The following is a 25129-nucleotide window of genomic DNA, read 5'->3' as shown; positions in this document are numbered from 1 at the left end:
AACTACCCCTCCAACTCCCCCAGAGCAAGCAGCTGTTCCGGCGTGACCCCGTCAGGAATAGGCACAGGCGCAGGCGTCCGCAAGGGCGGCTGCCACCCGGCCTCGGGGTCCCAGCGGCGCACCACGCGGGCAGGCGCTCCAGCCACCACGGAGTGGTCGGGCACCAAGCCCCTGACCACCGCACCCGCGGCGACCACGACATTGCGCCCCAGCCTCGCCCCCGGCAGGATCACCGCGTTCGTGCCGATCCAGCAGCCGGGCCCGATCTCGACGGGCTCCATGCGCGGCCACTGCTTGCCGATGGGCACCTGCGGATCGTCGTACGAGTGGTTCGTGGACGTCACGTACACCGTGGGCCCGAAGTAGCAGTCGTCGCCGATCGTCACGGTGGTGTCGGCGATGACGTGGCTGCCGCGGCCGAGCACGACGCCGTTGCCGATGCGCAGGATCGGGTCGGGCCCGAGGTCCAGGTCGGGCATCATCCCTGCGGTGAGGGTGACCTGCTCGCCGATGATGCAGTGGTCGCCGATGCGGATCCACGGCTCGCCGAAGACGGTCCCCTGCGGGAAGGACAGCTTCGTGCCCTGTCCGATCGCGCCGAACCGCAGCCGCCCCGGCCGCTGCGCGGTGACGGCCCCCGTCCGCTGCACCCAGGCCCAGCCCGCGTGGACGGCGCGCTGGGTCGCGCGGCGCCGCCAGTCGGCGACCCCGGATGAGAACGTGTTCCTGTTCTTCGGCACGCGCTCACGTTACTCAGCCCCGGGCGCCCCGGTGAGCCCGTACCCCTGTGATCTTCACCCCACAGGGCAGTGGACCCGCCCCCGTCCCGTACGGTTCCGCCAGGCGCGAGACACGTACGAATGGAGAAATCCGATGAGCCACGAGGCACTCATCACCGGGATCGGCGGCAAGGACCCGAAGATCGATCAGGACGCCTTCACCGCGCCCACCTCCGTGCTCATCGGCGAGGTGACGCTGAACGCGGGCGCGAGCGCCTGGTACGGGGCGGTGCTCCGCGCGGACTGCGGGCCGATCGTCGTCGGCGCCGACAGCAACATCCAGGACAACTGCAGCCTGCACGTCGACCCGGGCTTCCCGATGTCCATCGGCGAGCGGGTCTCGGTCGGCCACAACGCCGTCCTGCACGGCTGCACCGTCGAGGACGACTGCCTGATCGGCATGGGCGCGACGGTCCTCAACGGCGCGGTGATCGGCGCCGGTTCGCTGGTCGCGGCGCAGGCCCTCGTACCGCAGGGGATGGTCGTCCCGCCCGGCTCACTCGTCGCGGGCGTGCCCGCCAAGGTGCGGCGCGCGCTCACGGACGAGGAGCGCGCGGGCATCACCCTCAACGGCACGATGTACGTGGAGCTGGCCAAGGCCCACCGGGACGCCCACGCCAAGTGACGTCAGTCGGCGGACGACGTCAGTCGGCGGCCGGGACGGGGACGGGCTCGGCCGCCGCCTTCTGCGCATCGTTTTCGGCCGCTGCCTCGGAGCGCGCCGCCGCCGACTTCTTCGCGCGGCGCTTGACGAGCAGCATGGAACCGACGCCGATCAGCACGGCGATGGCGAGGCCGAAGTACGAGAACCGCTTGAGCCAGTCCTCCGCGACGACACCGATGTAGTAGATGACGGCGGTGGTGCCGCCCGCCCAGACGATGCCGCCGAGGACGTTGGCGATGAGGAACTTCCAGTACGGCATGCGCAGGACGCCCGCGAGGGGCCCCGCGAAGATCCTCAGCAGGGCGACGAAGCGGCCGAAGAAGACCGCCCACATGCCCCACTTCTGGAACGACTGCTCGGCGCTGCCGACGTTCGCGGCGCTGAAGTGCTTGGGGAATTTGCGTTCGAGCCAGGCAAGGAGCGGTCGGCCGCCCTTGCGTCCGATCGCGTACCCGATGGAGTCGCCGATGATGGCGCCCGCGGTGGCGCAGATCCCCAGGATGACGGGGTTGAGCTCGCCGTGCTGCGAGGAGAGCAGCGCGGCGGAGACGAGGACGATCTCACCCGGCAGCGGGATGCCCAGGCTCTCCAGTCCGATGACCACGCCCACCAGCGCGTAGATACTGACGGCCGGTACGGTCTCCAGCCATTCCTGGACGTGCAAGGCCGGTTCCTCCTGTGCTGGTGTGCGTGTGCCCGGCGTGCGCGTTCCCCCCAAGATCGCGCACGCCGGGCAGCCTACCCGCTCAGCCGGCGTCGGCCGGGCGGGAGCCTTCGCGGTCCCAGAGGTCGCACCGGTGCTCGCGGGCCCCGGCGCCGCTCACCGCGTTGCCACCGGCGGACGCGGTCCGCAGCGAGAGCACCTGACCCGGCCGTGACCGCTGGTCGGGCGCGGTGGGCTGACCGTCGGCGCGCGGTGCACCACCACGGATGAAGGAGCCCCAGTACTGGACCATCTGCCGGGCCAGGGCCCGCTGTTCCGCGTCGAGGGGCGAAGCGAGCCCGAAGTGCTTGAAAAGATATTGCACTTCGTTGACGTGGGTCGCCCCGAAGTCGAACGTCTTGCCCGCGTCCCGGATCGAGGCGAAGGGCGGCGAGGTGCGGTCGGCGAACTCGTAGGCGTAGACGGGGCCGCGGACGGCGAGCGACCTGTCCATGCGCAGTGCCGAGCAGGCGAACATCTGGTCGCCCTGGGCGGCGGCGTACGCGTGCGTCGGTGAGGCGTACCGGGCCGCGGGATAGCGCTTCAGGACCTTGGCACCCAGCTCGGCGCCGTACATCCGGGTGAGCGCGCCCGGGTACTGCTCCTCGGTCAGCGGCTTGCCCTGCCCGTCGAACTGCCCGTAGGCGAAAAGTGTCCCCTCGTCGCTGTTCGCGCCGTTCAGGACGGGCACCCGGGATGCGCTGCCGTTCTCGTACGCCTCCTCGGGCTGGACCGGCAGGAAGTCGCCGCCCACCACCGGCGCCCAGTCGAAGCCGCCCTGCGCCGCGAGGATCGCCTCTGCGGGCTTCTTGCGCAGACAGGCGATGGCGGTCGCCGGGTCGGGGCAGCCGGCCTTCTTCGCGAACGCCGCGCCCTGCGCGAGCGCCTCGTCGTGCTTCCGGGCGGCGCAGTCCCCGTAGGCGCCGCTCTGCACGATGCCCGCGCGGTAGAGGCCCTTGGCGGTGGGCGATGCGAGCTGGGTGCAGACGGAGCGGCCGCCCGCGGACTCGCCCGCGATGGTGACGCGCTGCCGGTCGCCGCCGAACGAGCCGATGTTGGCGCGCACCCAGCGCAGCGCGGCCTGCTGGTCGAGCATGCCGTAGTTTCCCGAGACGTAGTCGCCCGGGGCGCGGTCGGATGCCTCACCGTCAAGGTCTTTGCCGGCGAGGAAACCCATGGCGCCGAGGCGGTAGTTGACGGTCACGACGACCGTGCCGGTGCGGCGGGCGAAGGTGTCGGGCACGATGTCCTCGCCCGCGCCCGCGGTGAGCCCGCCACCGTGCAGCCAGACCAGGACGGGCCGCGGCTTGTGCTGCCCCTTGGGTGCGGGGACATCCTTGGGTGCGTAGACGTTGAGGTCGAGGCAGTCCTCCGTGTGGCTGGGGTTCTCGTAACCGGGGTCCCAACTCGCGGTCTGTACGCAGCGGTTACCGAAGGAGGTCGCATCGCGCACGCCCTGCCAGGACTTGGCGGGACGTGGCTCCTTCCAACGGAGGTCACCGACGGGCTGCTGGGCGTACGGGATACCGAGGAACTGCCGCCCCTCGGCGGTGGATTCACCGCGCAGCCAGCCCCCGTCCGTACGGACGAGCGTGCCGCCGCCCTTCGGGGAAACGTCCTGCGGGGCGGCCTGCGCGAGGTGCGGGGTGAGCAGGGCCGCGGCGGCGGCGACGGCGACGGCGACGGCGACGAGGGTGGTTCGCTTGCGTCCTACGCGTTCTGCGCGTTCTGCGCGTTCTGCGCGTTCTGCGCGTCCTGTGCGGCCCGTGCGTCTCATGCGGTGACTCCCTGGAAGACGTCAACCCTGGCGGCCGGAAACTATGACCACTACTGACTCGTGTCAATGAGTTGAACGGAAAGCCGGCCGGAACGGCCGGACGGGATCACGCAGAACGGCGCCGCGCCGGTCGGAACCCCCGTGGTCCGGCCGACGTGACGCCGCTGTGTTCAATGAACGTACGCAAGCGAACGCCCGTACGCGACTCAGTTATTGGGGCGCAGCGTCCAGACGACCGTCATCTCACCGGTCACGGCGCCGTCCTCGCGCTGGATCGCGATGGTCACCGGGAACTCGGGACGCTGGCCCGCGTCCAGCTCGGCGACGACCTCGGCGGCCGGGCGGCCGAGGGTTGCGGTGGCGGTCACCGGCCCCATGGCGAGCTTCCTGTACGCGATGTCGGCGCGGACGGCGAGGGGCACGGCCCGCGAGAGCTGCTCGCCGAACGCGGCGAGCACGATCGCGCCGCTCGCCGACTCCCCCAGCGTGAACATGGCTCCGGCGTGCGGCCCGCCGACGTGGTTGTGGAAGTCCGCCTGATCCGGCAGGGCGACCACGGCCTTCTCGGGCGTGGTCTCACGGAACTCGAGGTTCAGGGTCCGGGCCATCGGCACGGTGGCGGCAAGCATCTCGCCTATCGACATCTGGTCAGCGCTCATGGACGCGATGTTACCCACGGGTAGCGTTCTTGGCCACTACCGCGGCGCCGCGACGGCCCACCCGCGAAGAAAATAGAACTCACTACTCCTTTGCCATTTGACCCAATTCGCCCTCTTGAATCCTGATTGACAGCACTCGACCCAGCCGACTAAATTATCGCGAGTCATGCCCTCAACTGGTCACATTCGAAGGCATGTTCACTGTTTAACAATATCCTCAGAGAAGGGCTCATCTTGAATAGGAAATCGCCGTCCTGGGCGATTGCCGCAGCACTCTTCGCGGTCAGTCTCTCCTTCGCGGGTCCCGCGTCAGCCGCCCCGGCATCGAGCTCCTCTGCGTACGAAGCCACAGGCCTTATCGGGTGTGGCAAGTATGTCCACACCTATAAGACCAAGAAAAGGACGGCCGTCCACCGCGGACCGTCGTCGGGCACAAGGGTCACCGGTCACCTCTCCAAGGGGACGACCATTAAAAGCAAGTGGCGTTGCAATAATTCATCGGGAAATCACTGGGTCTGCTATAAGAGCTGCGTGATCGACGCGGACGTTCCGGTAATCAAGGGTAAATTCGTCTACACCGGGAACCTGCGCAGGGCCTGACAAAGCAGATGCCCTAACGTTGCCCCCCATGTGGCCAGGACAGCAGCCGCCCGGGGGCGAGCAGAACCCGCAGGACCAGAACCCGTACCAGCAGCCGGGGTACCAAGCGCCCAACCCGTACCAGCAACCGGGGTACCAACAGCCCAACGTGCACCAGCAGCAGGGGCAGTGGGGTAACGCGCCGACGGCGCCGGGGGCTCCCCAGCAGCAAGGGAACGGCAATGGCGGCAGAACCAAGGTGGTCGCCTTCGTGGCGGCCGCCGCGGTCGTAGTGGCCGCGGGCGTCACCGGATTCCTCGTCCTGGGGGACGGCAAGGACGACGACAAGGACTCCGCCGCCCCCCAGAAGTCCTCCGCCGGGAAGCCCGGTCCGGCAGACTCCCCGGCGGAGGAAGGCGGCGACGATCGCGGCACCGACAACGGCCCCAAGCCCACCGTCAAGGGCTGGAAGGTCGTGGTGAACCCCAAGTGGGGCACTGCATTTGACGTACCGCCTGGCTGGGAGGTCAGGTCCCCGGACTCCTCGGTCGCGTTCGAGGACGTCAAGACGGGCGACCCGCTCGTCACCATGTCGGCGCCCGCGTACTACAAGTCGCAGTGGTGCTCCTCCGACGACGACAAGGACGGCCGGGACGAGGACAAGGCGCTCTCGGCTACAGGTACCAAGGGTGCGAACGGCGCGAAGGACACGGACGAAGTCGCCGTGAATCAGGTCGGCTGGTGGGTCTACGGCCCATACACGCAGCCGGACAAGAAGAGCCTCCACATCGACGAGAAGGCGAAGCCCTACACCACCACGTCGGGCATCAAGGGCAGCATCGCGTGGGCCCGGTCCAAGAACGCGCCACAGCGTTCCAAGTGCGACTCGGACGGCAAGGCGATCACGTTCGGCTTCAAGAACGCCGAGGATGAGTACGTCGCCTGGAGCCTCTACAGCGCCAAGGGCGTCAAGGACGAGGTCCCGGACGCGACCATCATGAAGATCCTCAGCACGGTGCGTCTGAACGGGGACGCGTCGGGTTCCTGAGTCGTTTAGTACGCCGGTGTGGCTTGTGACCCGATGTGCCGACGCCCCCACGAGGGCAGCAATGACATCAGGCCACAAGCCCCTCTATGGTTACTGCCCATGTGGCCAGGACAGCAGCCGCCCGGGGGCGAGCAGAACCCGCAGGACCAGAATCCCAATCCGTACCAGCAGCCGGGGTACCAGCAGCCGAACCCGTATCAGCAGCCGGGATACCAGCAGCAGCAACCGCACTCGGGCGCCTTCTCGCAGCCCGAGCAGCCGCAGTGGGCCGCGCCGACGCCGCCGCCCATGCCGCCTCAGCAGGGCGGTCAGGGCGGGGACGGAAACAAGACGAAGATCACCGCGATCGTCGCGGCGCTCGCCGTCCTGGTGGCCGCCGGTGTCACGGGCTTCCTCGTCCTTGGCGGCGACAAGGACGACGAGGCGGACGGGAAGCCGGAGAAGAAGACTCCCGCCAAGTCCGCGTCCCCGACGCCGAGCCCGACCGACGAGGGCGGCAGCGAGCGCGGCACGGGCAACGGCCCGAAGCCGACGATCAAGGGCTGGCAGGTCGTCGTGAACCCCAAGTGGGGCACCGCCTTCGACGTCCCGGCCGACTGGGAGGTGGAGACCCCCGGCACCTTCATCGGCTTCGAGGACCGCGAGAAGGGCGACGGCAGCGCGCTCATCGGCATGTCCGCGCCCGCGATCTTCAAGCCGAAGTGGTGCTCGTACGACGACGACAAGGACGGCACGAAGGACGACACGTCCCTCGGCACGGTCGGCACGAAGGGCCAGAACGGCGCCAAGAACACCGAGGACGTCGCGCGCAACGACTCCGCGTGGTGGGTCTTCGGCGGTTACACGGGCCAGAAGAAGGCCGACAAGAAGAAGATCAAGGTCGGCAAGGTGGAGTCGTTCACCACCGCGTCGGGCATCAAGGGAAGCGTCGCGACCTCCACGACGTCCGGCGTCCCCAAGACCGACAAATGCGACTCGGACGGCAAGGCCACGACGTTCGCCTTCAAGAACTCCGAGGGTGAGTACGTCGCCTGGTCGATGTACGGCGCCAAGGGCGTGAAGGACGAGATCCCCGACGCGACGGTGAAGAAGATCCTGAGCACGGTACGTCTGAACGGCGACGGCGACGGCGAGGAGTCCTGAGCCGCTGAGCCGCCCACAGGGGCACTGCCCCGTGCGGAATCGGTTTGGCAAGTCGCTGCTCCGGCGGCGATAGTCCCCTGGTGACCAATCCCGCCGCCGTGCGCCGCCCCTCCTGGGCCGGCCGCAACTACACCCTGCTGACCGCCGCCGCGATCGTGACCAACCTGGGCAGCCACGGTGCCCTGATCGCGGCGGCGTTCGCGGTGCTCGACTCGGGCGGTGACGGCGGGGACGTCGGGCTGGTGGCGGCGGCCCGCACGCTGCCGCTCGTGCTGTTCCTGCTGATCGGCGGCGCCGTCGCCGACCGCCTTCCGCGCCACCATGTGATGGTCGCCGCCAACGCCCTCAACTGCCTATCGCAGGCGGCCTTCGCGGTGCTCGTCATCTCCGGCACTCCCCCGCTGTGGTCGATGATGCTGCTCACTGCGCTCGGCGGCACCGGCCAGGCGTTCTTCGGGCCGGCCGCCGAAGGCATGCTGATGTCGACCGTCAGTGGCGAGCAGGTGAGCCGCGCCTTCGCGCTGTACCGCATGGCGATGCAGGGCGCGGGACTCGGCGGCGCGGCGCTCGGCGGCCTGATGGTCGCCGCGATCGGGCCCGGCTGGGTGCTCGCGGTGGACGCGGCGGCGTTCGCGGTGGCGGGAGCACTGCGGTCGTTCCTCGACGTGAGCCACATCCCCGCGCGCGAACCCGGCGGCGGCCTGCTCTCCGATCTCCGGGACGGCTGGCGGGAGTTCATCGGCCGGCCGTGGCTGTGGGCGATCGTGGCGCAGTTCTCCGTGGTGGTGGCGGTGGTCGGCGCGGCCGAGGCGGTCTTCGGGCCACTGGTCGCCCGGGACGAACTCGGTGGGGCGGGGCCCTGGGGTCTCGCGCTCGGCGCGTTCGGCGCGGGTACGGTCGGCGGCGCGTTCCTGATGATGCGCTGGAAACCGCGGCGCCTGCTGCTCGCGGGCACCCTCTGCGTCTTCCCGCTGGCCGCGCCGTCGGCGGCGCTCGCGGTGCCGTTGCCGGTGTGGGGGCTGGCGGCGGTGATGTTCGTGAGCGGCGTCGCGATCGAGGTGTTCGGCGTCTCCTGGATGACGGCGATGCACCAGGAGATCCCCGAGGAGAAGCTGTCCCGCGTCGCCGCGTACGACTGGTTCGGCTCGATCGCTATGGTCCCGCTCGCCACAGCGCTCGCGGGCCCTGCGGAACTGGCCTTCGGGCGCTCGACATCGCTGTGGGGCTGCGCGGCGCTGGTGGTCGTGGTGACGGCACTGGTGCTGTTCGTACCGGACGTACGCAATCTGACGCGCCGCACGTCGTCCACGGAGATCACCAAGGCGCCGACGCCCCTCACCGCCCCGACGGTGGACCCCACCGCCGCCTCTACCGACGCCGAAGCCCCCATCCGACGCCTCGGGTAAGCCCGCCGGGCCCACCCCGCCCCCGCCCCGGGCACGCCCTCAGCCGATGCTGAATGCCCCGCCAGGCGGCTCGGGTGAGGCGACCGCCTCCTCGTCGTGCACCGGTCTCGCGTCGCCGATGAAGCGGCGCAGCGCAGGACCGTACTGGACGCGCGCCGGGAAGACGTCGGCCGCCGTCCGTCGGGACAAGGACCCCACCGCGATGGGCTCATGGGAGGCGACGAGCACCGCGTTGCCGAAGCGGCGGCCCCGCAGCACGGCCGGTTCGGCGATCAGTGCGATCTCCTCGAAGACCTCGGCGAAGGTGGCCAGCTGGGAGCGGAGGAAGGCGAAGGGCGCCCCGTCGGCGAGGTTCGCCGCGTAGAGGCCGCCCGCGCGCAGTACGCCATCCGCGGCGCGCGCGTACCCCACTGACGTGAGATGGGCCGGGGTCCGCGAGCCGCCGAACACATCGGCGATGAGTACGTCGGTGCTGTCCTGGGCCGCCTCCTCAAGCCACTGCCGCGCGTCGGCGCCGTGCACCGTGATCCCGGACTCCGGCGGCAACGGCAGCCGTTCGGCGACCAGTTCGAGCAGGCCCCGGTCCGCCTCCACCACGTCCTGCCGCGAGCCCGGCCGGGTCGCGGCGACGTAGCGGGGCAGGGTGAGCGCGCCGCCGCCGAGGTGGATCACGTCCAGGGGGCGGCCCGGGGACTCCGAGTGGTCCTGGTCGTCGGCCGTGTCCAGGACGTGCGCGAGGCGCTGCGCGTACTCGAATTCGAGGTACGTGGGCGCGTCCAGATCGACGTACGACTGAGGCGCCCCGTCGACCGTGAGCAGCCAGGCGCGGGGCCGGTCCACGTCCGGCATCAGCTTGGCGGTGCCGTGGTCCACGTCCTTGATGACGGGTATGGCCTCGTCCGCCCGTTCGTCCGCGGGCTCATCGGCGGGTTCGTCCGCACGTTCACCCGCGCGCACGACCGCACGTTCACCCGCGCGTCCAACCGCGGGTTCGTCCGCGCTTTCGTCCTCAGTCACCGCTCCATTGTGCCCGCCTCCCCCGGGGGTGGATCCCCCGAGGGAGGCGGGCATCGGACGTCAGCCGACCTCGGTCACCGTGCCCGCCCCGACGGTGCGCCCGCCCTCACGGATCGCGAAGCCGAGGCCCGTCTCCAGGGGCATGTCGCGACCGAGCTCGACCGTCATGGTGACGGTGTCGCCGGGCCGCGCGACGGCGGCTTCGCCGAGGTCGACGTCGCCGACCACGTCCGCGGTGCGGAGGTAGAACTGCGGCCGGTAGCCGGTCGCGATCGGCGTCGACCGTCCTCCCTCCTTGGTCGACAGGACGTACACCTGCGCGGTGAAGCGGCGGCTCGGACTGACGCTCCCCGGCTCCGCGACGACATGTCCGCGGCGCACGGCGTCGCGTGGCACGCCGCGCAGGAGCAGCGCCACGTTGTCACCCGCCTGCGCGGACGCCATGGGCTTGCCGAAGGTCTCGAGCCCGGTGACGACGGTCTCCGTCGCGGCGCCGAGTACCTCTACCCGGTCACCGATCCGCACCGTGCCGCGCTCGACGGCTCCGGTGACGACGGTTCCGCGCCCGGTGATGGTGAGCACGTTCTCCACCGGCAGCAGAAAGGGAGCGTCGACATACCGCTCGGGCATGGGCACATAGGTGTCCACCGCGTCGAGCAGCGCCTCGATGGCGGCGGCCCACCGCGGGTCGCCCTCCAGCGCCTTAAGCCCCGACACGCGTACGACCGGGACGGAGTCACCCCCGTACCCGTGCGCGGAGAGCAGCTCGCGCACCTCCAGTTCGACGAGGTCGGTGAGCTCCTCGTCACCGGCGTCCGCCTTGTTGAGCGCGACGACGATGTGGTCGACGCCCACCTGGCGGGCGAGCAGGACGTGCTCGGCGGTCTGCGGCATGATCCCGTCGAGCGCGGAGACGACGAGGATCGCCCCGTCCAGCTGCGCGGCTCCGGTGACCATGTTCTTGACGTAGTCGGCGTGGCCCGGCATGTCCACGTGCGCGTAGTGCCGGGTGTCGGTCTCGTACTCGACGTGCGCGATGTTGATCGTGATGCCGCGCTGCGCCTCCTCGGGGGCACGGTCGATGCGGTCGAAGGGCACGAACGTGCCGGTGCCGCGCTCGCTGAGGACCTTGGTGATGGCGGCGGTCAGGGTCGTCTTGCCGTGGTCGACGTGGCCCATCGTGCCGATGTTGAGGTGCGGTTTGGTGCGGACGTAAGCCGTCTTGGACATGGCGGTTCCTTCTCCGGAACTCGAAGCTGAAGACCCCGGTGGCCGAACCGACCCTCCCCCTATGGGGTCCGCCGGAGTGTCCGGGGAGGGTCAGCGTCGGGCGCCGTCGGCAGGAAGTGCGGCGCCGTCGACAGGAAGTGCGGCGCAGAGGACGACGGCAGCCTTCGCAGCGACCGCGACCGCGGTCGAAGCTGCGAGGAAGGCATACCGGAACATGTCGCAGATCATTGCCGACGGGCAGGGGTACGTCGAATGCTTTTCGCGGGGTGGAAGCATGAAGTCCGCTTGCCAGGCCCGCACATGAAGTCTTCTTCTTGGGCCCGCCGCGGTCAGAGGTTCTTCAGCGCCTCACGCACCGAGAGCGGCGCGAGCCGTCCGCGCTCCCGCTCGACGAAGTCGCGTACGGCCTCCGGATCGGTCTTTGCGTATTCGCGCAGGCTCCAGCCGATGGCCTTGCGGATGAAGAAGTCAGGGTGCCCGGACTGCCGCAGGCAGTAGCCGAAGAGACGTTCGGTGTCGGTGGTGTCCTTGTGACGCAGCTGGTGGAGGAGGGCGGTGCGGGCCACCCACAGGTCCGCGTCCTCGATCCAGACGTCCATCTCGGCCCTGAGCTCGGGGTCGGCGGCGACCAGACCGCCCACGACGTGCGCGGCGAGCGCGTCGACCGTGTCCCACCAGGACACCGTCGTCACCAGGTGGCGGGCGACCGGCAGGAAGCCCGAGGGGAGGCGCTTCACGTGGCGGCGCAGCAAGTCCACGGCGAAGTAGGCGTACTCGCGCTCCGGCAGCTGCCAGCAGCGCAGCGCGATCGCCGTGCAGTCCGCCTCGTCGGGACGGGGAAGCCCGGCGACGACCGTGCGGGACAGTTGGCGGCGCAGGGGCGCGGGAACGCCCAGGAAGGGAGCGACGTTCTTCAAGTACGCCTGGGTCTGCGCCGCCCGCGTCGGATCGGCCGCCGCCGCGTATGTCGCGGTGAGCCGCTCCATGACGGTGTCGGCCAAGTCGCTGTGCGGGACTTTCACGCTCGTAGGAGGCACCCCGGAACTGTAATTCTGTGACGCCCGTGAGACGCACCATACGGCGATCACACACATTTGTCGGTTAGTCTCCCCGGATGTTCGACTCTGCCGCTGCCCGCCCGCAGGTCATCGCCGAGCGCTGCACCAGGGTGTTGCTCTCGCCATGGTCGCGGCTGTCTCTGCTGGTGGTGCTGCTCGCCGCCGCCGGGACGTGCGTGCTGCTCTTCGAGCCGCAGCGAATTCTGTCCGACGGCTGGCCGGCGCAACTCGGCGGCGCCGCCGCCGTGCTGGTCTTCGCCGTGGCGTACGGCCTGTGCACCACAGCCTTCGTGCCACGTCCGCTGCTGAATCTGGCGGCGGGCGCCCTGTTCGGGTCCCAGGCGGGCCTCGCCGCGGCGCTCGCCGGCACGGTCCTCGGGTCCGGGATCGCCTTCGGACTCGGCAGGATGCTGGGGCAGGACGCTCTGCGCCCACTGCTCCGTGGGCGCTGGCTCAAGGCGGCCGACGGGCAGCTGAGCAGACATGGCTTCCGCTCGATGCTGGCGGCGCGCCTCTTCCCCGGTGTGCCGTTCGCCGCGGCCAACTACTGCGCGGCGGTGTCCCGTATGGGGTGGCTGCCGTTCCTGCTCGCCACCGGCCTGGGGTCGATCCCGAACACCGCGGCGTACGTCATCGCGGGCGCCCGCGCGTCGACGCCGACGTCCCCCGTTTTCCTCATCGCCATGGGCTTCATCGCGGTGACGGGTCTCGCGGGAGCTGTGGTGGCGTGGTTCAAGCGCCACCACCTGCGCGACCGGTAGATCAAACGGCCGCCGCACCCAACTGCCGCGACACTCGCCGGTTTCCGGAACATGGCCCGACCGGGGGGGGCGGTACCGCGCCCCCTCCCCCTGGACGGCGTCCCTCCGGCGGTCTCGTAACCAAGTGACGCTACGCTGCCCCACGGCAAGGGAGTGATCACCCCTCGCTCTCATCCTTCCCGTATCCCCCATCACATGACCGCACCCGCAGCCCATGATCCGTACTTGGACGGCGCAGTTTCCATGTCTTGGCTTGAATCCTTCATCCTCGGGCTCGTCCAGGGACTGACCGAGTTCCTCCCGATCTCGTCCAGCGCGCATCTGCGGCTGACCGCGGCGTTCGCGGGTTGGCACGATCCGGGGGCCGCGTTCACCGCGATCACCCAGATCGGCACCGAAGCAGCCGTGCTGATCTACTTCCGCAAGGACATCGCGCGGATCATCTCCGCGTGGTTCGGCTCCCTCTTCGGCAAGGTGCCGCGCTCGGACCATGACGCGCAGATGGGCTGGCTCGTCATCGTCGGCTCGATCCCGATCGGCGTGCTCGGCGTCACGTTCAAGGACCAGATCGAGGGCCCGTTCCGCGATCTGCGGCTCATCGCCACGACGCTGATCGTGATGGGCATCGTCCTCGGCATCGCCGACCGCCTCGCGGCCCGCGACGAGACCGGCGCCAAGCACCGCGCCGTCAAGGAGCGCAAGGACCTCAAGGAACTGGGCGTCAGGGACGGCCTGATCTTCGGCATCTGCCAGGCGATGGCCCTGATCCCGGGCGTCTCCCGCTCCGGCGCCACCATCAGCGGCGGCCTGCTCATGGGCTACACCCGCGAGGCCGCGGCCCGCTACTCGTTCCTGCTCGCCATCCCGGCCGTACTCGCCTCCGGCGCGTTCGAGCTCAAGGACGCGGGCGAGGGCGGGCACGTCTCCTGGGGCCCGACGATCTTCGCGACGATCATCGCCTTCCTCGTCGGATACGCGGTCATCGCATGGTTCATGAAGTTCATCACGACCAAGAGCTTCATGCCGTTCGTGTACTACCGAATCGTGCTCGGCATCGTGCTGTTCGTACTGGTCGGCATGGGCGCGCTGAGCCCGCACGCGGGCGAGTCGGCGGGCTGAGAGTCGGCGGGTTGAGAGGGGTTCCGCGTCAGCGGTTTCCCCGCCAGAGGGAGATCTTTCGTTGAATGAGCACCAAGGCCCGGCCTCTCACGGGAGAGACCGGGCCGCTCAGTTGCTCAGCACTCCTCGCTGAGCTTCACCGTGGAGAAGTCGACGGTCGTGTCCGTCGGGTGCTCACCGGCAGCGGGGGACTGTGAGCAGACCTTCCAGCTCCGGTCGAACATCTGCATGCGGTCGGCGCCGGTGGCGTCGGAGGACGTGAGGGAGTAGAACCCCGCGGCCTGCGCCTCGTCTTGGGCGGCCTGGAGTCCCTTTCCGGCCATGTCCGGAAGCGTTGCCGTCTCCGCGTCCGCGCCGACGTCCTCACCCGGGTCCGCGTCTGTGTCCGCGGCGGGGGCGTCGTCGGTCTTGGCCTTCTCGGCCTGCGTCGTGTCCGGCGACGCGGCGTCGGGCCCGCTGTCCTCGGCGGCGCAGCCGGTGAGTGCGAATAAGCCTGCGGCAGCGAGAGCGGTGATGGTGGTGCGTGTGCGCATGGTCCCCCCTGGGATGTTGTGCGTGAGGGGCATCCTGCGGCATGTGGAGATGGTGTGAACGGGTAGTCATGGTTTTGTGACATACCGGGGTCGGCAGCGGGCGAGCCTGGTGTTTTCGGGCATGCCTGACGTGCGGCTCGCCACCGTCTGATCGGTCAGGGTCTGGGCGGGACCAACCGCCGCGGCGTCGTCCACGTCGGCGGATGTCACCTGGCGGGCAGGTAGTCGCGCGGTGTCACTGAGGGCCGGCCCGGCGTCCTGGAGCAGCGGGCTGGTCTACTTCACCTCACCTGCCCAGTGCTTCCCGTCCTTGTCGAAATCGGGTCGCACCTCCAGGTCAACCTTGTTCAGCTGGCTCCGCGGGACATCGAACGCAAAGTCGGCTGCACCCGAAGACCCGGGCGACACACTGCCCGTGATTCCCGCACCAAGCTTCCCGTCGAAGACCTGCTCGCAGACAACACCGTCGCTGCCGGACTTCACATACACGCTCATCAGTGCCCCCTGGAACGCCTCATCTGTTCCGTTGTGCACCTTGATTCGCCATTTCACGGCCTGATTGCTGGACTCGTGGCCGATCGAGAACTCGCCGGGCGTGAACTTACTCGGCTTGGAAACGGTGACCGTGAGGCCGCCGTCCCACTTCTTCGCGTCTCCCCAGGCGCCCGCCTTTTCAGCCGCGGGCAACGCCGAAGGTGCTGCCGTAGCCATGCTGCTTCCAGCGCCCAGGAGGCATGCAGTCATCGCGGCGACCGACAGGCGGGCGACCGCGGATGTGCGTATGCCGTTCATACCTTCAGGATCTACCCGTCGTGGGGCTGGGTCGACAGGAGCGTGTGGAGGGGCCTCGCGGCCGCCGAGCGGGCCGCCCTGCTGCTCCCGTGGTCATCCGGGGGGAGATCGAAAAGCCCCGCCGCTGACGTGAGCGGCGGGGCCTTGGTGCGAGCGGGTCAGTTGGTCTTGCACTTGTTGCCGGTGGCCGGGTTGAGCAGCCCGATGACGTCGACGGTGTTGCCGCAGAGGTTGAGGCCGAGGTCGATGGGGACCTGGACGGCGTTGCCGCTGAGAACGCCGGGGGAGTTCGCGACGTGGGCGGCGGCGTCCGGGCCCGGGTCCGCCACGGCGGCGCCGGCTCCCCCGAGGACGGCTGTAGCGGTGAGGGCGGTCGCGGCGAGGATCGAGCGCATACGCATGGGGGTACCTCCTGGTGAGGAAACGGATCGTGCGGCTGTGAGGCCTCACCAGTTCCGGAGGCAGATAAAACGATCATGGCCCGGATGCAGGAACGGATTCGCCCGTCCGGGGTATGGGGGACGGCCAAGGCGGGGCCGGGCCGACGCGGCTGAGGGGGTCCACTCCGGCCGTGAGAGCTGTGACCAATGGCATGCCGAAAGACCCTCTTCAGGAGGGTTTGGCCGTCCTACGGTGAAGGGATGTCGCCCCTCGCCCGCATCAGCGCCTCGTACGCCCCGCGCTTCGCCGAGTTCGCCTTCGAACCCGGTTTCACGGCCGCCGTGGACCAGCACGTAGCAGAGCTGCGGGACCGTCTCGAGATGGGCGGGGCCGGGCTCGTGCCGCCGACGCCGGACGCGGAGCTCCTCTCGGACTACGCCCTGGGGTTCCTCGACGCGCTGTCCGAGAACGGATGGCGGGAGCCGGTCGGCCACGACTACGCAGTGTGCCGCCTCACCGCCATCTCCTGGCTGGTGAGGCGGCACGACCTGGTGCCGGAGTCCTCCGGGGCCTGATCTGATCCGGTCTCGTCTGGCTGGGTCTGGTCTGGTCTGGTCTGGTCTGGTCTGGTCTGGTCTGGTCTGGTCTGGTCTGACCAGCCTGATCTGGACCCGGTTACATGTCGTCGCGCGTGTCACCTCGCAGGTGGCTGCCCGTGTCACCGCGCATGTCACCACGCGTGTCCCCGCGCATGTCACTGCGCTCGCGCTCCCCGACCGGCTGGTTGGTCATCGCGTCCTGCCGGCCGGCCTGGTAGGCACTGACGCTGCCGCGGGCCTTGGCCGTCTCCTGCTCCGCGGTGTTCAGCCAGCGCTCCCAGCGCTGCCGCATCGGGCCGATGAGGCCACCGCCCACACCGACGATCAGGATTCCCGCACCGGCGGCGAGCGCCGCGTACAGAACGGGCTGGGTGACCGTCGTGGCGATGCCCGCCTGACCGAGGGCCGCGATCACGCCGAGGGCGACGATGCAGGCCCAGACGATCGTGCCGACGGTCTTCCCGTACGACATCGAGGACAGGGCGCTGGTGACGATGTCGCGCACGACGTTGGCCACCGCCATGGCGACGACCATCAGGACGATCGCGACGACGGCGCGCGGGATCCAGGCGACGATGCCGTCGAGCATGTTGGAGACCGGGTTGCTCCCGAAGACGCCGAAGGCGATCTGCAGGGTGATCAGGAGCAGGGCGAAGTAGACGACCTTGCAGACGATCCCCGTCGTGTCGTGCTTGGAGTTCGCGAACATCCGCGAGGCGCCCGCACGTTCGGCGAGCCTCTCGGAGCCGAGCTTGCGCAGCACCCGGTCGAGGACTCGCGCGATCATCTTGGACACGAACCAGCCGATGGCCAGGACGACCAGGAAGCCGATCAGCTTCGGCACGAACTGCGCGACCTTCGACCAGGCGTCGTTGAGACCCTGCGTGAAGTCCACGGAGAGACTTATGTACTGGGACATGAGTGGTCCTCCACTCGGTGGGCCCCGGCCGCCACTACGGCGTCAGGGCGATGAATCCCCCACGGCGCGCGGCTTCCGGCGCGTCCCTTTTCCCCTGGATATCAGGAGCCACGACCCGGGACCGCCCGGTGCTGCGCCGTACGGGTGACGGCGCGTGACGGGCCCGGCCGTTTGTGCATCTGCTCACTTGGAGGATCTGTTCGGTAGCTGAGAGTTTCGATTGTCGTAGCCATCCCCTAGTCTTTACGCATGCCCTTAACCCCTCAGCCCCGTGGTTCCGTGCGGTCTGCCGCGGAATTGAACGAGCGGATCCGCAGTCTGTGGATGCGCGCCGGAGGACGCCTCTCGGCCGAACAGCGCCGTGAGTACGAACAGTTGGTGACGGAATGGGCCGCCGCCGTGCGCGCGGAGGTCGTCGAGGCGGCATAGGCGGCCCAGGCCGTGGACTGCGTCATGCGGGCGCAGGTTTCCACCGTGTCGGTGTGCGCGTGTCCTGCCGGGGGCTCCACGGGGGAGCCGCCCCCCGTCCTGAGCGTCCGCGACGGCGGCCAGATACTCAGCCCTTGCCCTGACGCGCCTTCCGCGCGATGCGGCGCTTCTGGCGGCCCGTCAGTTCCCTGCGGTTGCCCTGCTGTTTGTACGCCGCGATGCGCTGCTCGTTCTTCACCGGGCCTCCCAGCTCCGAGTGTCCGCGCCCGCGCCCCAACAGGCGGCCAACTGCCTTGAATCTTATGGCTGTTGACATGGAACCGGCCTCCACCGACCGCACCGTACGCGCCGCGTTCCCGCATCCTTTCCGGCACGTTCCTGCACGCCCCTTGGCTGGGAACCCTCCGTACCCAACACTGACCCGATGACGCAGCGCGTGGAACTCGCCACCGTGATGGACCGGTTGGCCATCGATTCCCTCATCACCGAGTACGCAGTGACCGTCGACGACGGTGACTGGGACGCGTACCGGCAGCTCTTCACCCCGGACGGACGCGCCGACTACAGCTCGGCGGGCGGTATCGACGCGAGCGCCGACGAGGTGGCCGGATGGCTGGCCGGGACGATGGAGCTCTTCCCGATGCGCCAGCATCTGATCGTCAACAGGCGGCTCCGGTTCGGGACACTCGAGCAGGACATCGGCGACATCGCGCAGGTCCAGGCCGACTTCGTGAACCCGATGCGCTTCGCCTCGCAGGAGGGCGAGGGTGCCGGCGCAGGCGTCGACGGGGAGGCGGGCGGCGCGGGATCGTCCGCCCCGGACTTCATCTGCGGCGGCCGCTACGCCTTCACGGCACTGCGCACGCACGAGGGCTGGCGACTGCGTCAGGTGACCGTGCACGAGAAGTGGCGCCGGATACAGGAGCGCCCCACGGCCCGTACCCCAGGCTGAGAAGACGCACGGCGGGCGCACTGTCCTAGATCGTCGGCGGCGCGCACACTGGAGGCACGACCGGCGTCGGGGACAGAGGGAGGCGCTGCATGGATCCACTCAGCGACGGCCGCAGCGGGCGCGACCGGGGGCGCGACCCGAGCCGGCGGTGGCCGCGCCTTTCGGCCGCGTCGGCAGCGGGGCTGCTCGCGCCGCCCTCGCCCCGATGGCGCGGCGCTCTCGCCGTCCTCGCCGGAGCGCTGCCCGCCCTCGCCTTTCCCGCCCCGGCGCTGTGGTGGTTCGCCTACGTCGCGCTCGTGCCCTGGATCCTGCTGGCACGCTCGGCCGACACGGGGCGCAGGGCGGCGCTCGACGGCTGGCTCGGCGGCCTCGGGTTCATGGTGGCGGTACATCACTGGCTGCTGCCGAGCCTCCATGTGTTCACCCTCGTCATCGCCGCGCTGCTCGGCCTGTTGTGGGCGCCGTGGGGCTGGCTGGTGCGGCGCCTCCTGGGCGGGGTGCTCACTCCGGGGCGGACCGCGGCCGCGCTGGTCGTTCTGCCGTCCGGCTGGCTGATGGTCGAGCTGGTCAGGTCCTGGGAGGGCCTCGGCGGGCCGTGGGGTCTGCTCGGCTCCAGCCAGTGGCAGGTCGAGCCCGCCCTGCGCCTGATGTCAGTGGGCGGAGTGTGGCTGGTCAGCGCCCTGATCGTCATCCTGAACACCGCCGTCGCGGCGCTCGTCGCGGCACGTGCCCCGCACTCGGCCCGTACGTCTCTTACGTCACGCCCGCCTCGTACATCACGCCCCTCCCCTACGTCACGCCCTTCCGGCACGTCACGCCCTTCCCGCACGGCCGCCGCCAGAGCGGTTCCCGCCACCGCCGGGCTCGTGGCGGTGGCCGCGGCGACCACATCCGCCTGGGCCTGGGCGCCGCCGCCCGAGCCCGCGGGCCGGATGCGCGTGGCCGTCGTACAGCCGGGGGTCATGGACGGGGTCGGCGGCGCCGACAAGCGGTTCGCGCGTGAGGAGGAGCTGACCCGCGGCCTGGCGGGCCGGGACCTGGACCTCGTCGTCTGGGGCGAGAGCAGCGTCGGCTACGACCTCGCGGAGCGACCGGACGTCGCCCGGCGAATAGCCACGCTGTCCCGGGAGGTCGGCGCCGACATCCTGGTGAACGTGGATGCCCGCCGCTCCGACAAGACGGGCATCTTCAAGAGCTCCGTCCTCGTGGGCCCCGAGGGCCCGACCGGCGACCGCTACGACAAGATGCGGCTCGTCCCCTTCGGCGAGTACGTCCCCGCACGCTCGCTCCTCGGCTGGGCGACGTCCGTGGGCAAGGCGGCGGGCGAGGACCGAAGGCGCGGCGAGCGTCCGGTGGTGATGAAGGTGGGGGACGGCCTGAAGGTCGGGCCGCTGGTGTGCTTCGAATCGGCGTTCCCCGACATGAGCCGACATCTGACGCGCGAGGGCGCCCAGTTGCTGCTCGCGCAGTCGTCCACCTCGACGTTCCAGTCCAGCTGGGCGCCCGAGCAGCACGCCTCGCTCGCGGCGGTGCGGGCCGCGGAGACCGGCCGCCCCATGGTGCACGCCACGCTCACCGGCGTCTCCGCGGTATACGGGCCGCGGGGCGAGCGGGTCGGAGCGCCGCTCGGTACCTCGGCGAGCACCACGGCGACGTACGACATACCGCTGGCCCAGGGCGTCACGCCGTACGTCAGGCTCGGCGACTGGCCCGTGCACGCCGCACTCGGTGTGCTGGCACTGCTATGCGCGGCCGAGGGCGCCCGTTCCCTGCGGGGGTCGGCGAGGGGACGGCTCAGGCAGCCTGCTCCTGAGCCGCACGAACCACACGCTCGCACAGCTCATGGGTCGCCAGCGCATCCCGGGCGCTGAGCACCTTGCCCGCGCGCACGGCGTCGAGGAACGAGAGCACCACCTGCTCGATGCCGCGCTGCCGGGCCACCGACACCCAGTCGCCGCGCCGCCGCACGCTGGGCTGGCCCTTGTGGTCGATGACCTCGGCGAGGTTGAGCACCTGCCGCTTGGTGTCCTGGCCCGACACCTCGAGGATCTCCTCGGTGGAACCGCTCAGCCGGTTCATCACGCCGAGCGCGGTGAACCCGTCCCCCGCCAGCTGCAGCACGACGTGCTCCATGAGCCCGTCCTGGATGCGGGCGCGCACGCCGACGTGGTCGATCGGCCCCGGCGCGAGGAAGCGCAGCGTGTCCACGACGTGGATGAAGTCGTCGAGGACGAGCGTGCGCACGTCCTCGGGCAGGCCGACGCGGTTCTTCTGCATCAGGATCAGCTCGCGAGGGTGCTCGACGCACTGCGCGTAGCCGGGCGCGAAGCGGCGGTTGAAGCCGACGGCGAGGCTGACGGAACGCTCCTCGGCCAGGCGCACGAGCCGCTCGGAGTCGGCGAGTTCGTACGCGAGGGGCTTGTCCACGTAGGTGGCCACGCCCGCTTCGAGCAGCCGCGTCACGATCTCCGGGTGGGCGGCGGTCGAGGCGTGCACGAACGCGGCGTCGAGGCCCTGGGCGAGCAGCGCGTCCAGGTCGGTGTGGCAGCGCTCGTCCGGGATGTGGTGGACGCCGGCGACGCGGGCGAGGGTCGCGGGCGTGCGCGTCTGCAGGTGCAGCTCGACGCCCGGCAGGGTGGTGAGCACGGGCAGATACGCCTTCTGCGCGATGTCACCAAGTCCGATACAGCCGACCTTCACCACTGTCCTGTTTTCCCCTCTACCGCAACACGAGTCCCGCCCAGCAGCATACTGCCGGGCAAACGGGCGGGTGGGCGGGCGAAGATCCGCCGCGAAGCGGCGGCCCCAAGCACAGGCAACCCGCAGACAAGACCAAACCCCCCGCCCCCCAATCCCCTCCGCTCCCCCGCCGGCCAGAGGCACCCTCACCCATGCGGGCCAACTTCCCCCCGTTCCCTCGCCGAAAGCACCCCTCACCCCGCAGAGTTGCGCGAATGCACCGAACCACGGCCACCGCCGCCACACTCCTGGCCTCCGTGGCGGTCACCGCCCTCTCCGGCTGTGTGAGCGTCGAGCGGCAGCCCGCGCCAGGGCCGTCCGCCGCGAGCGCCCCACCCCCGGCGCCCCGCGCCGACGGCGACTCCCGCCCCCGGATCGTGGAAGCCCCCGCCCGCGAGGCACTGGAGCTCGTGGGACCGCCCCGCGACCCGGCCCCCCGCGCCACCGGCACCGCACCGACCGTCCCTGCGCCGCAGCGCCCCACGGTGCTCCCCCCGCAGCGCTCGGACCCGCCCCCGCGCCGCCAGGGCCACCGGCCCGAGGCCGCCGCACCACCCGCTCGGCCCTCCGCGGTGCCCACGAACGCGGACCTCTGCGCCCTCGGCAAGCAGTACGGCGGCTGGCAGCCCGGCAGCCCCGAAGCAGTCATCTGCCAGGGCGCCTACGGTCATTGACCCCCACTGAGCACGCCCCTGCCTCCGCCCGGCCCCAGCCCCAGCCTCACTCCACCTCGCTGCCCTCCCCCAGCTGCAGCTCCAGCCTCCCGATGGCCGCTCGGACCCCGTCCCCGTACCCGTCGTCCCCCAGCGCCCCGACCGCCCCCCGCGCCCGCCGGATGTGATTGCGTGCCGCCTCGGGGCGCCCCAGCTTGGCGTAGTCCGCGGCGAGGTTCAGGTGCAGGGACGGATAGAAGCCGCGGACCGCGATCGAGCCCCGGTGTTCGTGCAGGCGCTCGTCCGTGAGCTCGTCCGCGGCTGACAACGCCCGCAGATCCCAGGCCAGTTCGTCCGAGGGGTCCTCCTGCGTGTCCGCCATGTAGTGCGCGAGCGTGCAGCGGTGCAGCGGGTCGCCCTCCTCGCCGATCTCCGACCAGAGACCGAGGAAGCGGCCCTGCGCCTCCTCGCGGTCGCCCCCGTGGTGCAGCATGACCGCCTGCCCGATCCGGGTCATCATGGCGTCTTCCGCCGCCTGCTCCTGCTGCTCCGCCACCGGGTCCTCCACGCTCGTACGCCCATCGTGCACACCGCTCTCGACGCTATCCGCCCCCACTGACAATCACGGTCAGGCGCGGTCCAGTGTCGATCAGCCGACCTCAGCCCAGGTCAGGAATGCGCCAGTCGATCGGCGCATGCCCCTGCGCCGCCACCGCCGCGTCGATCTGGGTGAAGGGGTGCGAGCCGAAGAACTTCTTCGCGGACAGCGGCGAAGGGTGCGCGCCCTTCACGACCACGTGCCGCTCCTCGTCGATGAGCGGGAGCTTCTTCTGGGCGTAATTGCCCCACAGGACGAAGACGGCGGGGTCGGGGCGGGCGGCCACCGCGCGGATGACCGCGTCGGTGAACTTCTCCCAGCCCTTGCCCTTGTGGGAGTTGGCCTCTCCGGCACGGACCGTGAGCACCGCGTTCAGGAGCAGGACGCCCTGCTGGGCCCACGGCATCAGATAGCCGTTGTCGGGCACGGGGTGGCCGAGCTCTTCCCGCATCTCCTTGTAGATGTTCCGCAGCGAGGGCGGGGTCTTCACGCCGGGGCGCACGGAGAAGCAGAGGCCGTGCCCCTGTCCCTCGCCGTGATATGGGTCCTGACCGAGGACGAGGACCTTGACCCGGTCGTACGGCGTGGCGTCGAGCGCGGCGAAGACTTCGTCACGTGGAGGGTAGACGGGGCCCTTCTCGCGCTCTTCCTCGACGAACTCGGTGAGCTCCTTGAAGTAGGGCTTCTGCAGCTCCTCGCCGAGGACTCCGCGCCAGGACGCGGGCAGCATGGCGATGTCGGTCACGTCAACAACCTCCGGTGTGCGGTCACTTCTCACCACAGAACCTACCGGCGGCCACTGACAATCGACCCGGCGCCCGCTGCCCGCGCCCTCCCGCTACCAGCTGGTCTTGCGCTGCAACTCCCACATCATCATGATCGCCGAGGGGTCCAGGGCCCGTTCGCCGCCCGCGATCTCCTCGCTCGCCATGATGAACTGCTTGCCCTGCCACAGCGGCAGCAGCCGCGCGTCGTCGACGAGAAGCTTCTGGGCCCGCTCGAAATCGTCGGCCACCGCGCCGCGATCGGCCTCACGGCGCGAGCGCGGCAGCACCTCGTCGGTGATCTCCCGTGACGGGTAAGGCGTGTTGAGCACGTTCTTCGTGCCGACGAACGGCGCGATGAAGTTCTCCGCGTCGGGGAAGTCGGGGAACCAGCCACGGCCGAAGACCGGGTACTCGCGCTTCTTGGTGCCCGCGTCGAACTCGGTCCAGGGGCGGCCCTTGATCGTGATCTTGAAGAGGCCCGAGGCTTCGAGCTGCCGCTTGATCTCCTTGAACTCTCCCTCGGTCGCCGAACCGTAGCGGTCGGTCGTGTACCAGAGGGTGAGCGGCACGGGCTCGTTGATGCCGGCGCTCTTCAGGATGTTCGCGGCCTTGGAGTTGCTGGGGTCCCCGTAGTCGTCGAAGAAGCCCGTGCCGTGCCCGGTGAGCCCCTGGGGGACCATCGAGTACAGCGGCTCGACGGTGTCCTGGTAGATCTTGTGGGCGATGGCCGGGCGGTCGATGACCTGGGCGAAGGCCTGGCGGACCGGCTTCTTCCTGGCCCAGGGGTCATCGGGGTTGAAGACCAGGTACCGGATCTCGGTGCCCGAGCCCTCCACGAGCTGGATTCCCTCGCGCGCGTGCTTGTTGGCCTGCATCTCGACGATGTCCTCGGCCGCGAGGCCGCGGAAGGTGACGTCGATCTGCTTGTTCTTCAGGGCTTCGACCATCGTGGCCGACTTCTTGAAGTAGCGGATCGTGACGGCGTCGTTCTGGCGGTCGGCCGCACCCTCGTAATGGGGATTCTTGACCAGTTCCGCCCGCTCACCGGCCTTGTACGACTCCAGGTCGTACGGGCCCGAGCCCGCGATCGAGGTGCCCTCGCGGAGCTTGTCCGCCGGGTACTCGCTGGGGTCGACTATCGACATGGCGGGGGTGGAGAGCACGAACGGGAAGGTGGCGTCCGGCTTCTTGAGCCGGAACGTGACCGTGCGCTCGCCCTTCGTCTCCACCTTGTCGAGCGACCCGAGCAGACCGGCGGGACCGCCCTCCACGTCGATGCGCCGCATGCGGTCGAAGGTGTACTTGACCGCCTTCGCGTCCAGCGCGTGGCCGTTGGCGAACTTGAGGTCCTCCCGGAGCTCGCAGGTGAAGACCTGGTTCGTGGCATCCGTGAACTTGCAGGAATCGGCCGCGTCCGGCTCCGGCTCGGCCGCCCCGCTGGGGAAGCTCAGAAGCGTCTGGAAGACGTTGCGGTACAGCTCCCAGGAGCTGTCCCAGGCGGCGGCCGGATCGAGGGTGCTCGGGGCACTCATCGTGCCGACGGTGATCTTCCGTTCCTCGTCGGACTCGTCGGAAGAGAAGATTCCGCATCCCGAGAGGAGGGATATCGTCACCAGCGCAGCGGCCGGCCGCAGGCCCCGGCGGGGCATACCGGCCAGGCCACGCAGACCCGCCGCCGCCACCAGGCGAACTTCACTGAACACGCGCACGCTCCTCGATCGGCCATGCCATGGGTCGGGAGACAATATCGCAATGCCCCGCCGGGCCAACTCGCGGCGCCGACGGGGCACTTGATGCGCGTGTACGTCCCTTTTGAAGGGCGTA

26 protein-coding genes are annotated in these 25129 nt (G+C 69.9%); 11 read left to right on the top strand and 15 right to left on the bottom strand.

Features of this window, described 5'->3' with window-relative positions; translation table 11 throughout:
* Positions 1–2: 2 nt before the first annotated feature.
* Positions 3–740 carry an acyltransferase gene (locus tag ACIBCK_RS06650; RefSeq protein WP_399387379.1) on the bottom strand — a complete coding sequence of 246 codons (738 nt, stop codon included), beginning with the start codon at positions 738–740 and terminating at the stop codon, positions 3–5.
* 133 nt (positions 741–873) lie between these two features.
* Between ACIBCK_RS06650 and ACIBCK_RS06645 the strand changes: the two genes are divergently transcribed.
* On the top strand, positions 874–1404 hold the full coding sequence (locus tag ACIBCK_RS06645) for a gamma carbonic anhydrase family protein (RefSeq protein ID WP_399387377.1): 531 nt from the start codon (positions 874–876) through the stop codon (positions 1402–1404).
* Positions 1405–1423: 19 nt separating this feature from the next.
* Here the strand turns inward: ACIBCK_RS06645 and ACIBCK_RS06640 are convergent, their stop codons facing one another.
* The 3 genes from ACIBCK_RS06640 to ACIBCK_RS06630 form a co-directional block, all read right to left on the bottom strand.
* Positions 1424–2107, bottom strand: a complete 684-nt coding sequence (locus ACIBCK_RS06640; protein WP_399387375.1) for a DedA family protein — start codon at positions 2105–2107, stop codon at positions 1424–1426.
* A gap of 82 nt (positions 2108–2189) precedes the next feature.
* Positions 2190–3923 (bottom strand): carboxylesterase/lipase family protein, encoded by a 1734-nt coding sequence (locus ACIBCK_RS06635; RefSeq protein WP_399387373.1) that lies wholly within the window; start codon positions 3921–3923, stop codon positions 2190–2192.
* A gap of 206 nt (positions 3924–4129) precedes the next feature.
* Positions 4130–4567: a DUF4442 domain-containing protein gene (locus tag ACIBCK_RS06630; protein ID WP_399388856.1), complete on the bottom strand. Its 438-nt coding sequence runs from the start codon at positions 4565–4567 to the stop codon at positions 4130–4132.
* 643 nt (positions 4568–5210) lie between these two features.
* Here ACIBCK_RS06630 and ACIBCK_RS06625 point away from each other — a divergent pair.
* The 3 genes from ACIBCK_RS06625 to ACIBCK_RS06615 all read left to right on the top strand — a co-directional run bounded on the left by ACIBCK_RS06625 (position 5211) and on the right by ACIBCK_RS06615 (position 8758).
* Complete coding sequence (locus ACIBCK_RS06625) at positions 5211–6209, top strand: hypothetical protein (RefSeq protein WP_399387371.1); 999 nt, start codon at positions 5211–5213, stop codon at positions 6207–6209.
* A gap of 99 nt (positions 6210–6308) precedes the next feature.
* Positions 6309–7352: a hypothetical protein gene (locus ACIBCK_RS06620; protein ID WP_399387370.1), complete on the top strand. Its 1044-nt coding sequence runs from the start codon at positions 6309–6311 to the stop codon at positions 7350–7352.
* 77 nt (positions 7353–7429) lie between these two features.
* Positions 7430–8758 carry an MFS transporter gene (locus ACIBCK_RS06615; protein WP_399388854.1) on the top strand — a complete coding sequence of 443 codons (1329 nt, stop codon included), beginning with the start codon at positions 7430–7432 and terminating at the stop codon, positions 8756–8758.
* 39 nt (positions 8759–8797) lie between these two features.
* Here ACIBCK_RS06615 and ACIBCK_RS06610 read toward each other — a convergent pair whose 3' ends face one another.
* The 3 genes from ACIBCK_RS06610 to ACIBCK_RS06600 all read right to left on the bottom strand — a co-directional run bounded on the left by ACIBCK_RS06610 (position 8798) and on the right by ACIBCK_RS06600 (position 11991).
* A complete protein-coding gene (locus ACIBCK_RS06610) occupies positions 8798–9607 on the bottom strand; it encodes a spermidine synthase (protein ID WP_399388852.1) in 810 nt (269 codons plus the stop codon).
* A gap of 228 nt (positions 9608–9835) precedes the next feature.
* Positions 9836–11005 (bottom strand): elongation factor Tu, encoded by a 1170-nt coding sequence (gene tuf, locus ACIBCK_RS06605; RefSeq protein WP_399387368.1) that lies wholly within the window; start codon positions 11003–11005, stop codon positions 9836–9838.
* A gap of 329 nt (positions 11006–11334) precedes the next feature.
* Positions 11335–11991, bottom strand: a complete 657-nt coding sequence (locus ACIBCK_RS06600) for a DNA alkylation repair protein (protein ID WP_399388850.1) — start codon at positions 11989–11991, stop codon at positions 11335–11337.
* Positions 11992–12119: 128 nt separating this feature from the next.
* Here ACIBCK_RS06600 and ACIBCK_RS06595 point away from each other — a divergent pair, with 128 nt between their 5' ends.
* Together ACIBCK_RS06595 and ACIBCK_RS06590 are read left to right on the top strand one after the other, a co-directional pair.
* Positions 12120–12824, top strand: a complete 705-nt coding sequence (locus ACIBCK_RS06595) for a TVP38/TMEM64 family protein (RefSeq protein WP_399387367.1) — start codon at positions 12120–12122, stop codon at positions 12822–12824.
* A 243-nt stretch (positions 12825–13067) separates the two neighbouring features.
* A complete protein-coding gene (locus ACIBCK_RS06590) occupies positions 13068–13943 on the top strand; it encodes an undecaprenyl-diphosphate phosphatase (RefSeq protein WP_399387365.1) in 876 nt (291 codons plus the stop codon).
* A 116-nt stretch (positions 13944–14059) separates the two neighbouring features.
* On the opposite strand, the gene ACIBCK_RS06585 is transcribed toward ACIBCK_RS06590, so the two are convergent.
* The 3 genes from ACIBCK_RS06585 to ACIBCK_RS06575 all read right to left on the bottom strand — a co-directional run bounded on the left by ACIBCK_RS06585 (position 14060) and on the right by ACIBCK_RS06575 (position 15669).
* Positions 14060–14476, bottom strand: a complete 417-nt coding sequence (locus ACIBCK_RS06585; RefSeq protein WP_399387363.1) for a hypothetical protein — start codon at positions 14474–14476, stop codon at positions 14060–14062.
* 276 nt (positions 14477–14752) lie between these two features.
* Positions 14753–15268 (bottom strand): hypothetical protein, encoded by a 516-nt coding sequence (locus ACIBCK_RS06580; RefSeq protein ID WP_399387362.1) that lies wholly within the window; start codon positions 15266–15268, stop codon positions 14753–14755.
* A gap of 158 nt (positions 15269–15426) precedes the next feature.
* Entirely contained in the window at positions 15427–15669 is a 243-nt protein-coding gene (locus ACIBCK_RS06575) for a chaplin (protein ID WP_399387360.1), read from the bottom strand.
* 240 nt (positions 15670–15909) lie between these two features.
* Here ACIBCK_RS06575 and ACIBCK_RS06570 point away from each other — a divergent pair, with 240 nt between their 5' ends.
* Positions 15910–16224 (top strand): DUF6401 family natural product biosynthesis protein, encoded by a 315-nt coding sequence (locus tag ACIBCK_RS06570; RefSeq protein WP_399387358.1) that lies wholly within the window; start codon positions 15910–15912, stop codon positions 16222–16224.
* A gap of 100 nt (positions 16225–16324) precedes the next feature.
* Here the strand turns inward: ACIBCK_RS06570 and ACIBCK_RS06565 are convergent, their stop codons facing one another.
* On the bottom strand, positions 16325–17167 hold the full coding sequence (locus ACIBCK_RS06565; protein ID WP_399387356.1) for a hypothetical protein: 843 nt from the start codon (positions 17165–17167) through the stop codon (positions 16325–16327).
* A gap of 249 nt (positions 17168–17416) precedes the next feature.
* Here ACIBCK_RS06565 and ACIBCK_RS06560 point away from each other — a divergent pair, with 249 nt between their 5' ends.
* The 3 genes from ACIBCK_RS06560 (at position 17417) to lnt (ending at position 20419) form a co-directional block, all read left to right on the top strand.
* Entirely contained in the window at positions 17417–17596 is a 180-nt protein-coding gene (locus ACIBCK_RS06560; RefSeq protein ID WP_367039651.1) for a hypothetical protein, read from the top strand.
* Between the two features lie 424 nt (positions 17597–18020).
* The gene (locus ACIBCK_RS06555) at positions 18021–18548 is read left to right on the top strand and encodes a nuclear transport factor 2 family protein (protein ID WP_399387354.1); all 528 of its coding nucleotides are present in this window, start codon (positions 18021–18023) and stop codon (positions 18546–18548) included.
* 89 nt (positions 18549–18637) lie between these two features.
* Positions 18638–20419: an apolipoprotein N-acyltransferase gene (lnt, locus tag ACIBCK_RS06550; protein WP_399387352.1), complete on the top strand. Its 1782-nt coding sequence runs from the start codon at positions 18638–18640 to the stop codon at positions 20417–20419.
* Here the strand turns inward: lnt and ACIBCK_RS06545 are convergent.
* Positions 20343–21248 carry a Gfo/Idh/MocA family protein gene (locus ACIBCK_RS06545; protein ID WP_399388849.1) on the bottom strand — a complete coding sequence of 302 codons (906 nt, stop codon included), beginning with the start codon at positions 21246–21248 and terminating at the stop codon, positions 20343–20345. The two genes, lnt and ACIBCK_RS06545, sit on opposite strands and share 77 nt — an antisense overlap.
* A 254-nt stretch (positions 21249–21502) precedes the next feature.
* Between ACIBCK_RS06545 and ACIBCK_RS06540 the strand changes: the two genes are divergently transcribed.
* The gene (locus tag ACIBCK_RS06540) at positions 21503–21961 is read left to right on the top strand and encodes a hypothetical protein (protein ID WP_399387351.1); all 459 of its coding nucleotides are present in this window, start codon (positions 21503–21505) and stop codon (positions 21959–21961) included.
* A gap of 46 nt (positions 21962–22007) precedes the next feature.
* Here ACIBCK_RS06540 and ACIBCK_RS06535 read toward each other — a convergent pair whose 3' ends face one another.
* The 3 genes from ACIBCK_RS06535 to ACIBCK_RS06525 all read right to left on the bottom strand — a co-directional run bounded on the left by ACIBCK_RS06535 (position 22008) and on the right by ACIBCK_RS06525 (position 24954).
* On the bottom strand, positions 22008–22496 hold the full coding sequence (locus ACIBCK_RS06535; protein WP_399388847.1) for a hypothetical protein: 489 nt from the start codon (positions 22494–22496) through the stop codon (positions 22008–22010).
* Positions 22497–22599: 103 nt separating this feature from the next.
* On the bottom strand, positions 22600–23283 hold the full coding sequence (gene ung, locus ACIBCK_RS06530) for a uracil-DNA glycosylase (RefSeq protein ID WP_399387349.1): 684 nt from the start codon (positions 23281–23283) through the stop codon (positions 22600–22602).
* Between the two features lie 93 nt (positions 23284–23376).
* The gene (locus ACIBCK_RS06525) at positions 23377–24954 is read right to left on the bottom strand and encodes an ABC transporter substrate-binding protein (protein ID WP_399388845.1); all 1578 of its coding nucleotides are present in this window, start codon (positions 24952–24954) and stop codon (positions 23377–23379) included.
* Between the last annotated feature and the right edge of the window lie 175 nt (positions 24955–25129).

This window comes from Streptomyces sp. NPDC051218, from assembly GCF_044455475.1.
Taxonomy (GTDB): Bacteria; Actinomycetota; Actinomycetes; order Streptomycetales; family Streptomycetaceae; genus Streptomyces.
This window is presented reverse-complemented; position numbering and strand designations above follow the sequence as displayed.

What these genes read in the sequence shown, in the direction of transcription:
- ACIBCK_RS06595 (WP_399387367.1), top strand. Translation starts at nt 12,120, where the DNA reads ATGTTCGACTCTGCCGCTGCCCGCCCGCAGGTCATCGCCGAGCGCTGC.
- ACIBCK_RS06565 (WP_399387356.1), bottom strand. Translation starts at nt 17,167, where the DNA reads ATGTCCCAGTACATAAGTCTCTCCGTGGACTTCACGCAGGGTCTCAAC.
- ACIBCK_RS06610 (WP_399388852.1), bottom strand. Translation starts at nt 9,607, where the DNA reads ATGCCGGACGTGGACCGGCCCCGCGCCTGGCTGCTCACGGTCGACGGG.
- tuf (WP_399387368.1), bottom strand. Translation starts at nt 11,005, where the DNA reads ATGTCCAAGACGGCTTACGTCCGCACCAAACCGCACCTCAACATCGGC.
- ACIBCK_RS06580 (WP_399387362.1), bottom strand. Translation starts at nt 15,268, where the DNA reads ATGAACGGCATACGCACATCCGCGGTCGCCCGCCTGTCGGTCGCCGCG.
- ACIBCK_RS06585 (WP_399387363.1), bottom strand. Translation starts at nt 14,476, where the DNA reads ATGCGCACACGCACCACCATCACCGCTCTCGCTGCCGCAGGCTTATTC.
- ACIBCK_RS06645 (WP_399387377.1), top strand. Translation starts at nt 874, where the DNA reads ATGAGCCACGAGGCACTCATCACCGGGATCGGCGGCAAGGACCCGAAG.
- ACIBCK_RS06600 (WP_399388850.1), bottom strand. Translation starts at nt 11,991, where the DNA reads ATGGAGCGGCTCACCGCGACATACGCGGCGGCGGCCGATCCGACGCGG.
- ACIBCK_RS06625 (WP_399387371.1), top strand. Translation starts at nt 5,211, where the DNA reads ATGTGGCCAGGACAGCAGCCGCCCGGGGGCGAGCAGAACCCGCAGGAC.
- ACIBCK_RS06560 (WP_367039651.1), top strand. Translation starts at nt 17,417, where the DNA reads ATGCCCTTAACCCCTCAGCCCCGTGGTTCCGTGCGGTCTGCCGCGGAA.
- ACIBCK_RS06525 (WP_399388845.1), bottom strand. Translation starts at nt 24,954, where the DNA reads ATGCCCCGCCGGGGCCTGCGGCCGGCCGCTGCGCTGGTGACGATATCC.
- ACIBCK_RS06620 (WP_399387370.1), top strand. Translation starts at nt 6,309, where the DNA reads ATGTGGCCAGGACAGCAGCCGCCCGGGGGCGAGCAGAACCCGCAGGAC.
- ACIBCK_RS06570 (WP_399387358.1), top strand. Translation starts at nt 15,910, where the DNA reads ATGTCGCCCCTCGCCCGCATCAGCGCCTCGTACGCCCCGCGCTTCGCC.
- ACIBCK_RS06575 (WP_399387360.1), bottom strand. Translation starts at nt 15,669, where the DNA reads ATGCGTATGCGCTCGATCCTCGCCGCGACCGCCCTCACCGCTACAGCC.
- ACIBCK_RS06630 (WP_399388856.1), bottom strand. Translation starts at nt 4,567, where the DNA reads ATGTCGATAGGCGAGATGCTTGCCGCCACCGTGCCGATGGCCCGGACC.
- ACIBCK_RS06590 (WP_399387365.1), top strand. Translation starts at nt 13,068, where the DNA reads ATGTCTTGGCTTGAATCCTTCATCCTCGGGCTCGTCCAGGGACTGACC.
- ACIBCK_RS06635 (WP_399387373.1), bottom strand. Translation starts at nt 3,923, where the DNA reads ATGAGACGCACGGGCCGCACAGGACGCGCAGAACGCGCAGAACGCGCA.
- ACIBCK_RS06540 (WP_399387351.1), top strand. Translation starts at nt 21,503, where the DNA reads ATGCACCGAACCACGGCCACCGCCGCCACACTCCTGGCCTCCGTGGCG.
- lnt (WP_399387352.1), top strand. Translation starts at nt 18,638, where the DNA reads ATGGATCCACTCAGCGACGGCCGCAGCGGGCGCGACCGGGGGCGCGAC.
- ACIBCK_RS06555 (WP_399387354.1), top strand. Translation starts at nt 18,021, where the DNA reads ATGACGCAGCGCGTGGAACTCGCCACCGTGATGGACCGGTTGGCCATC.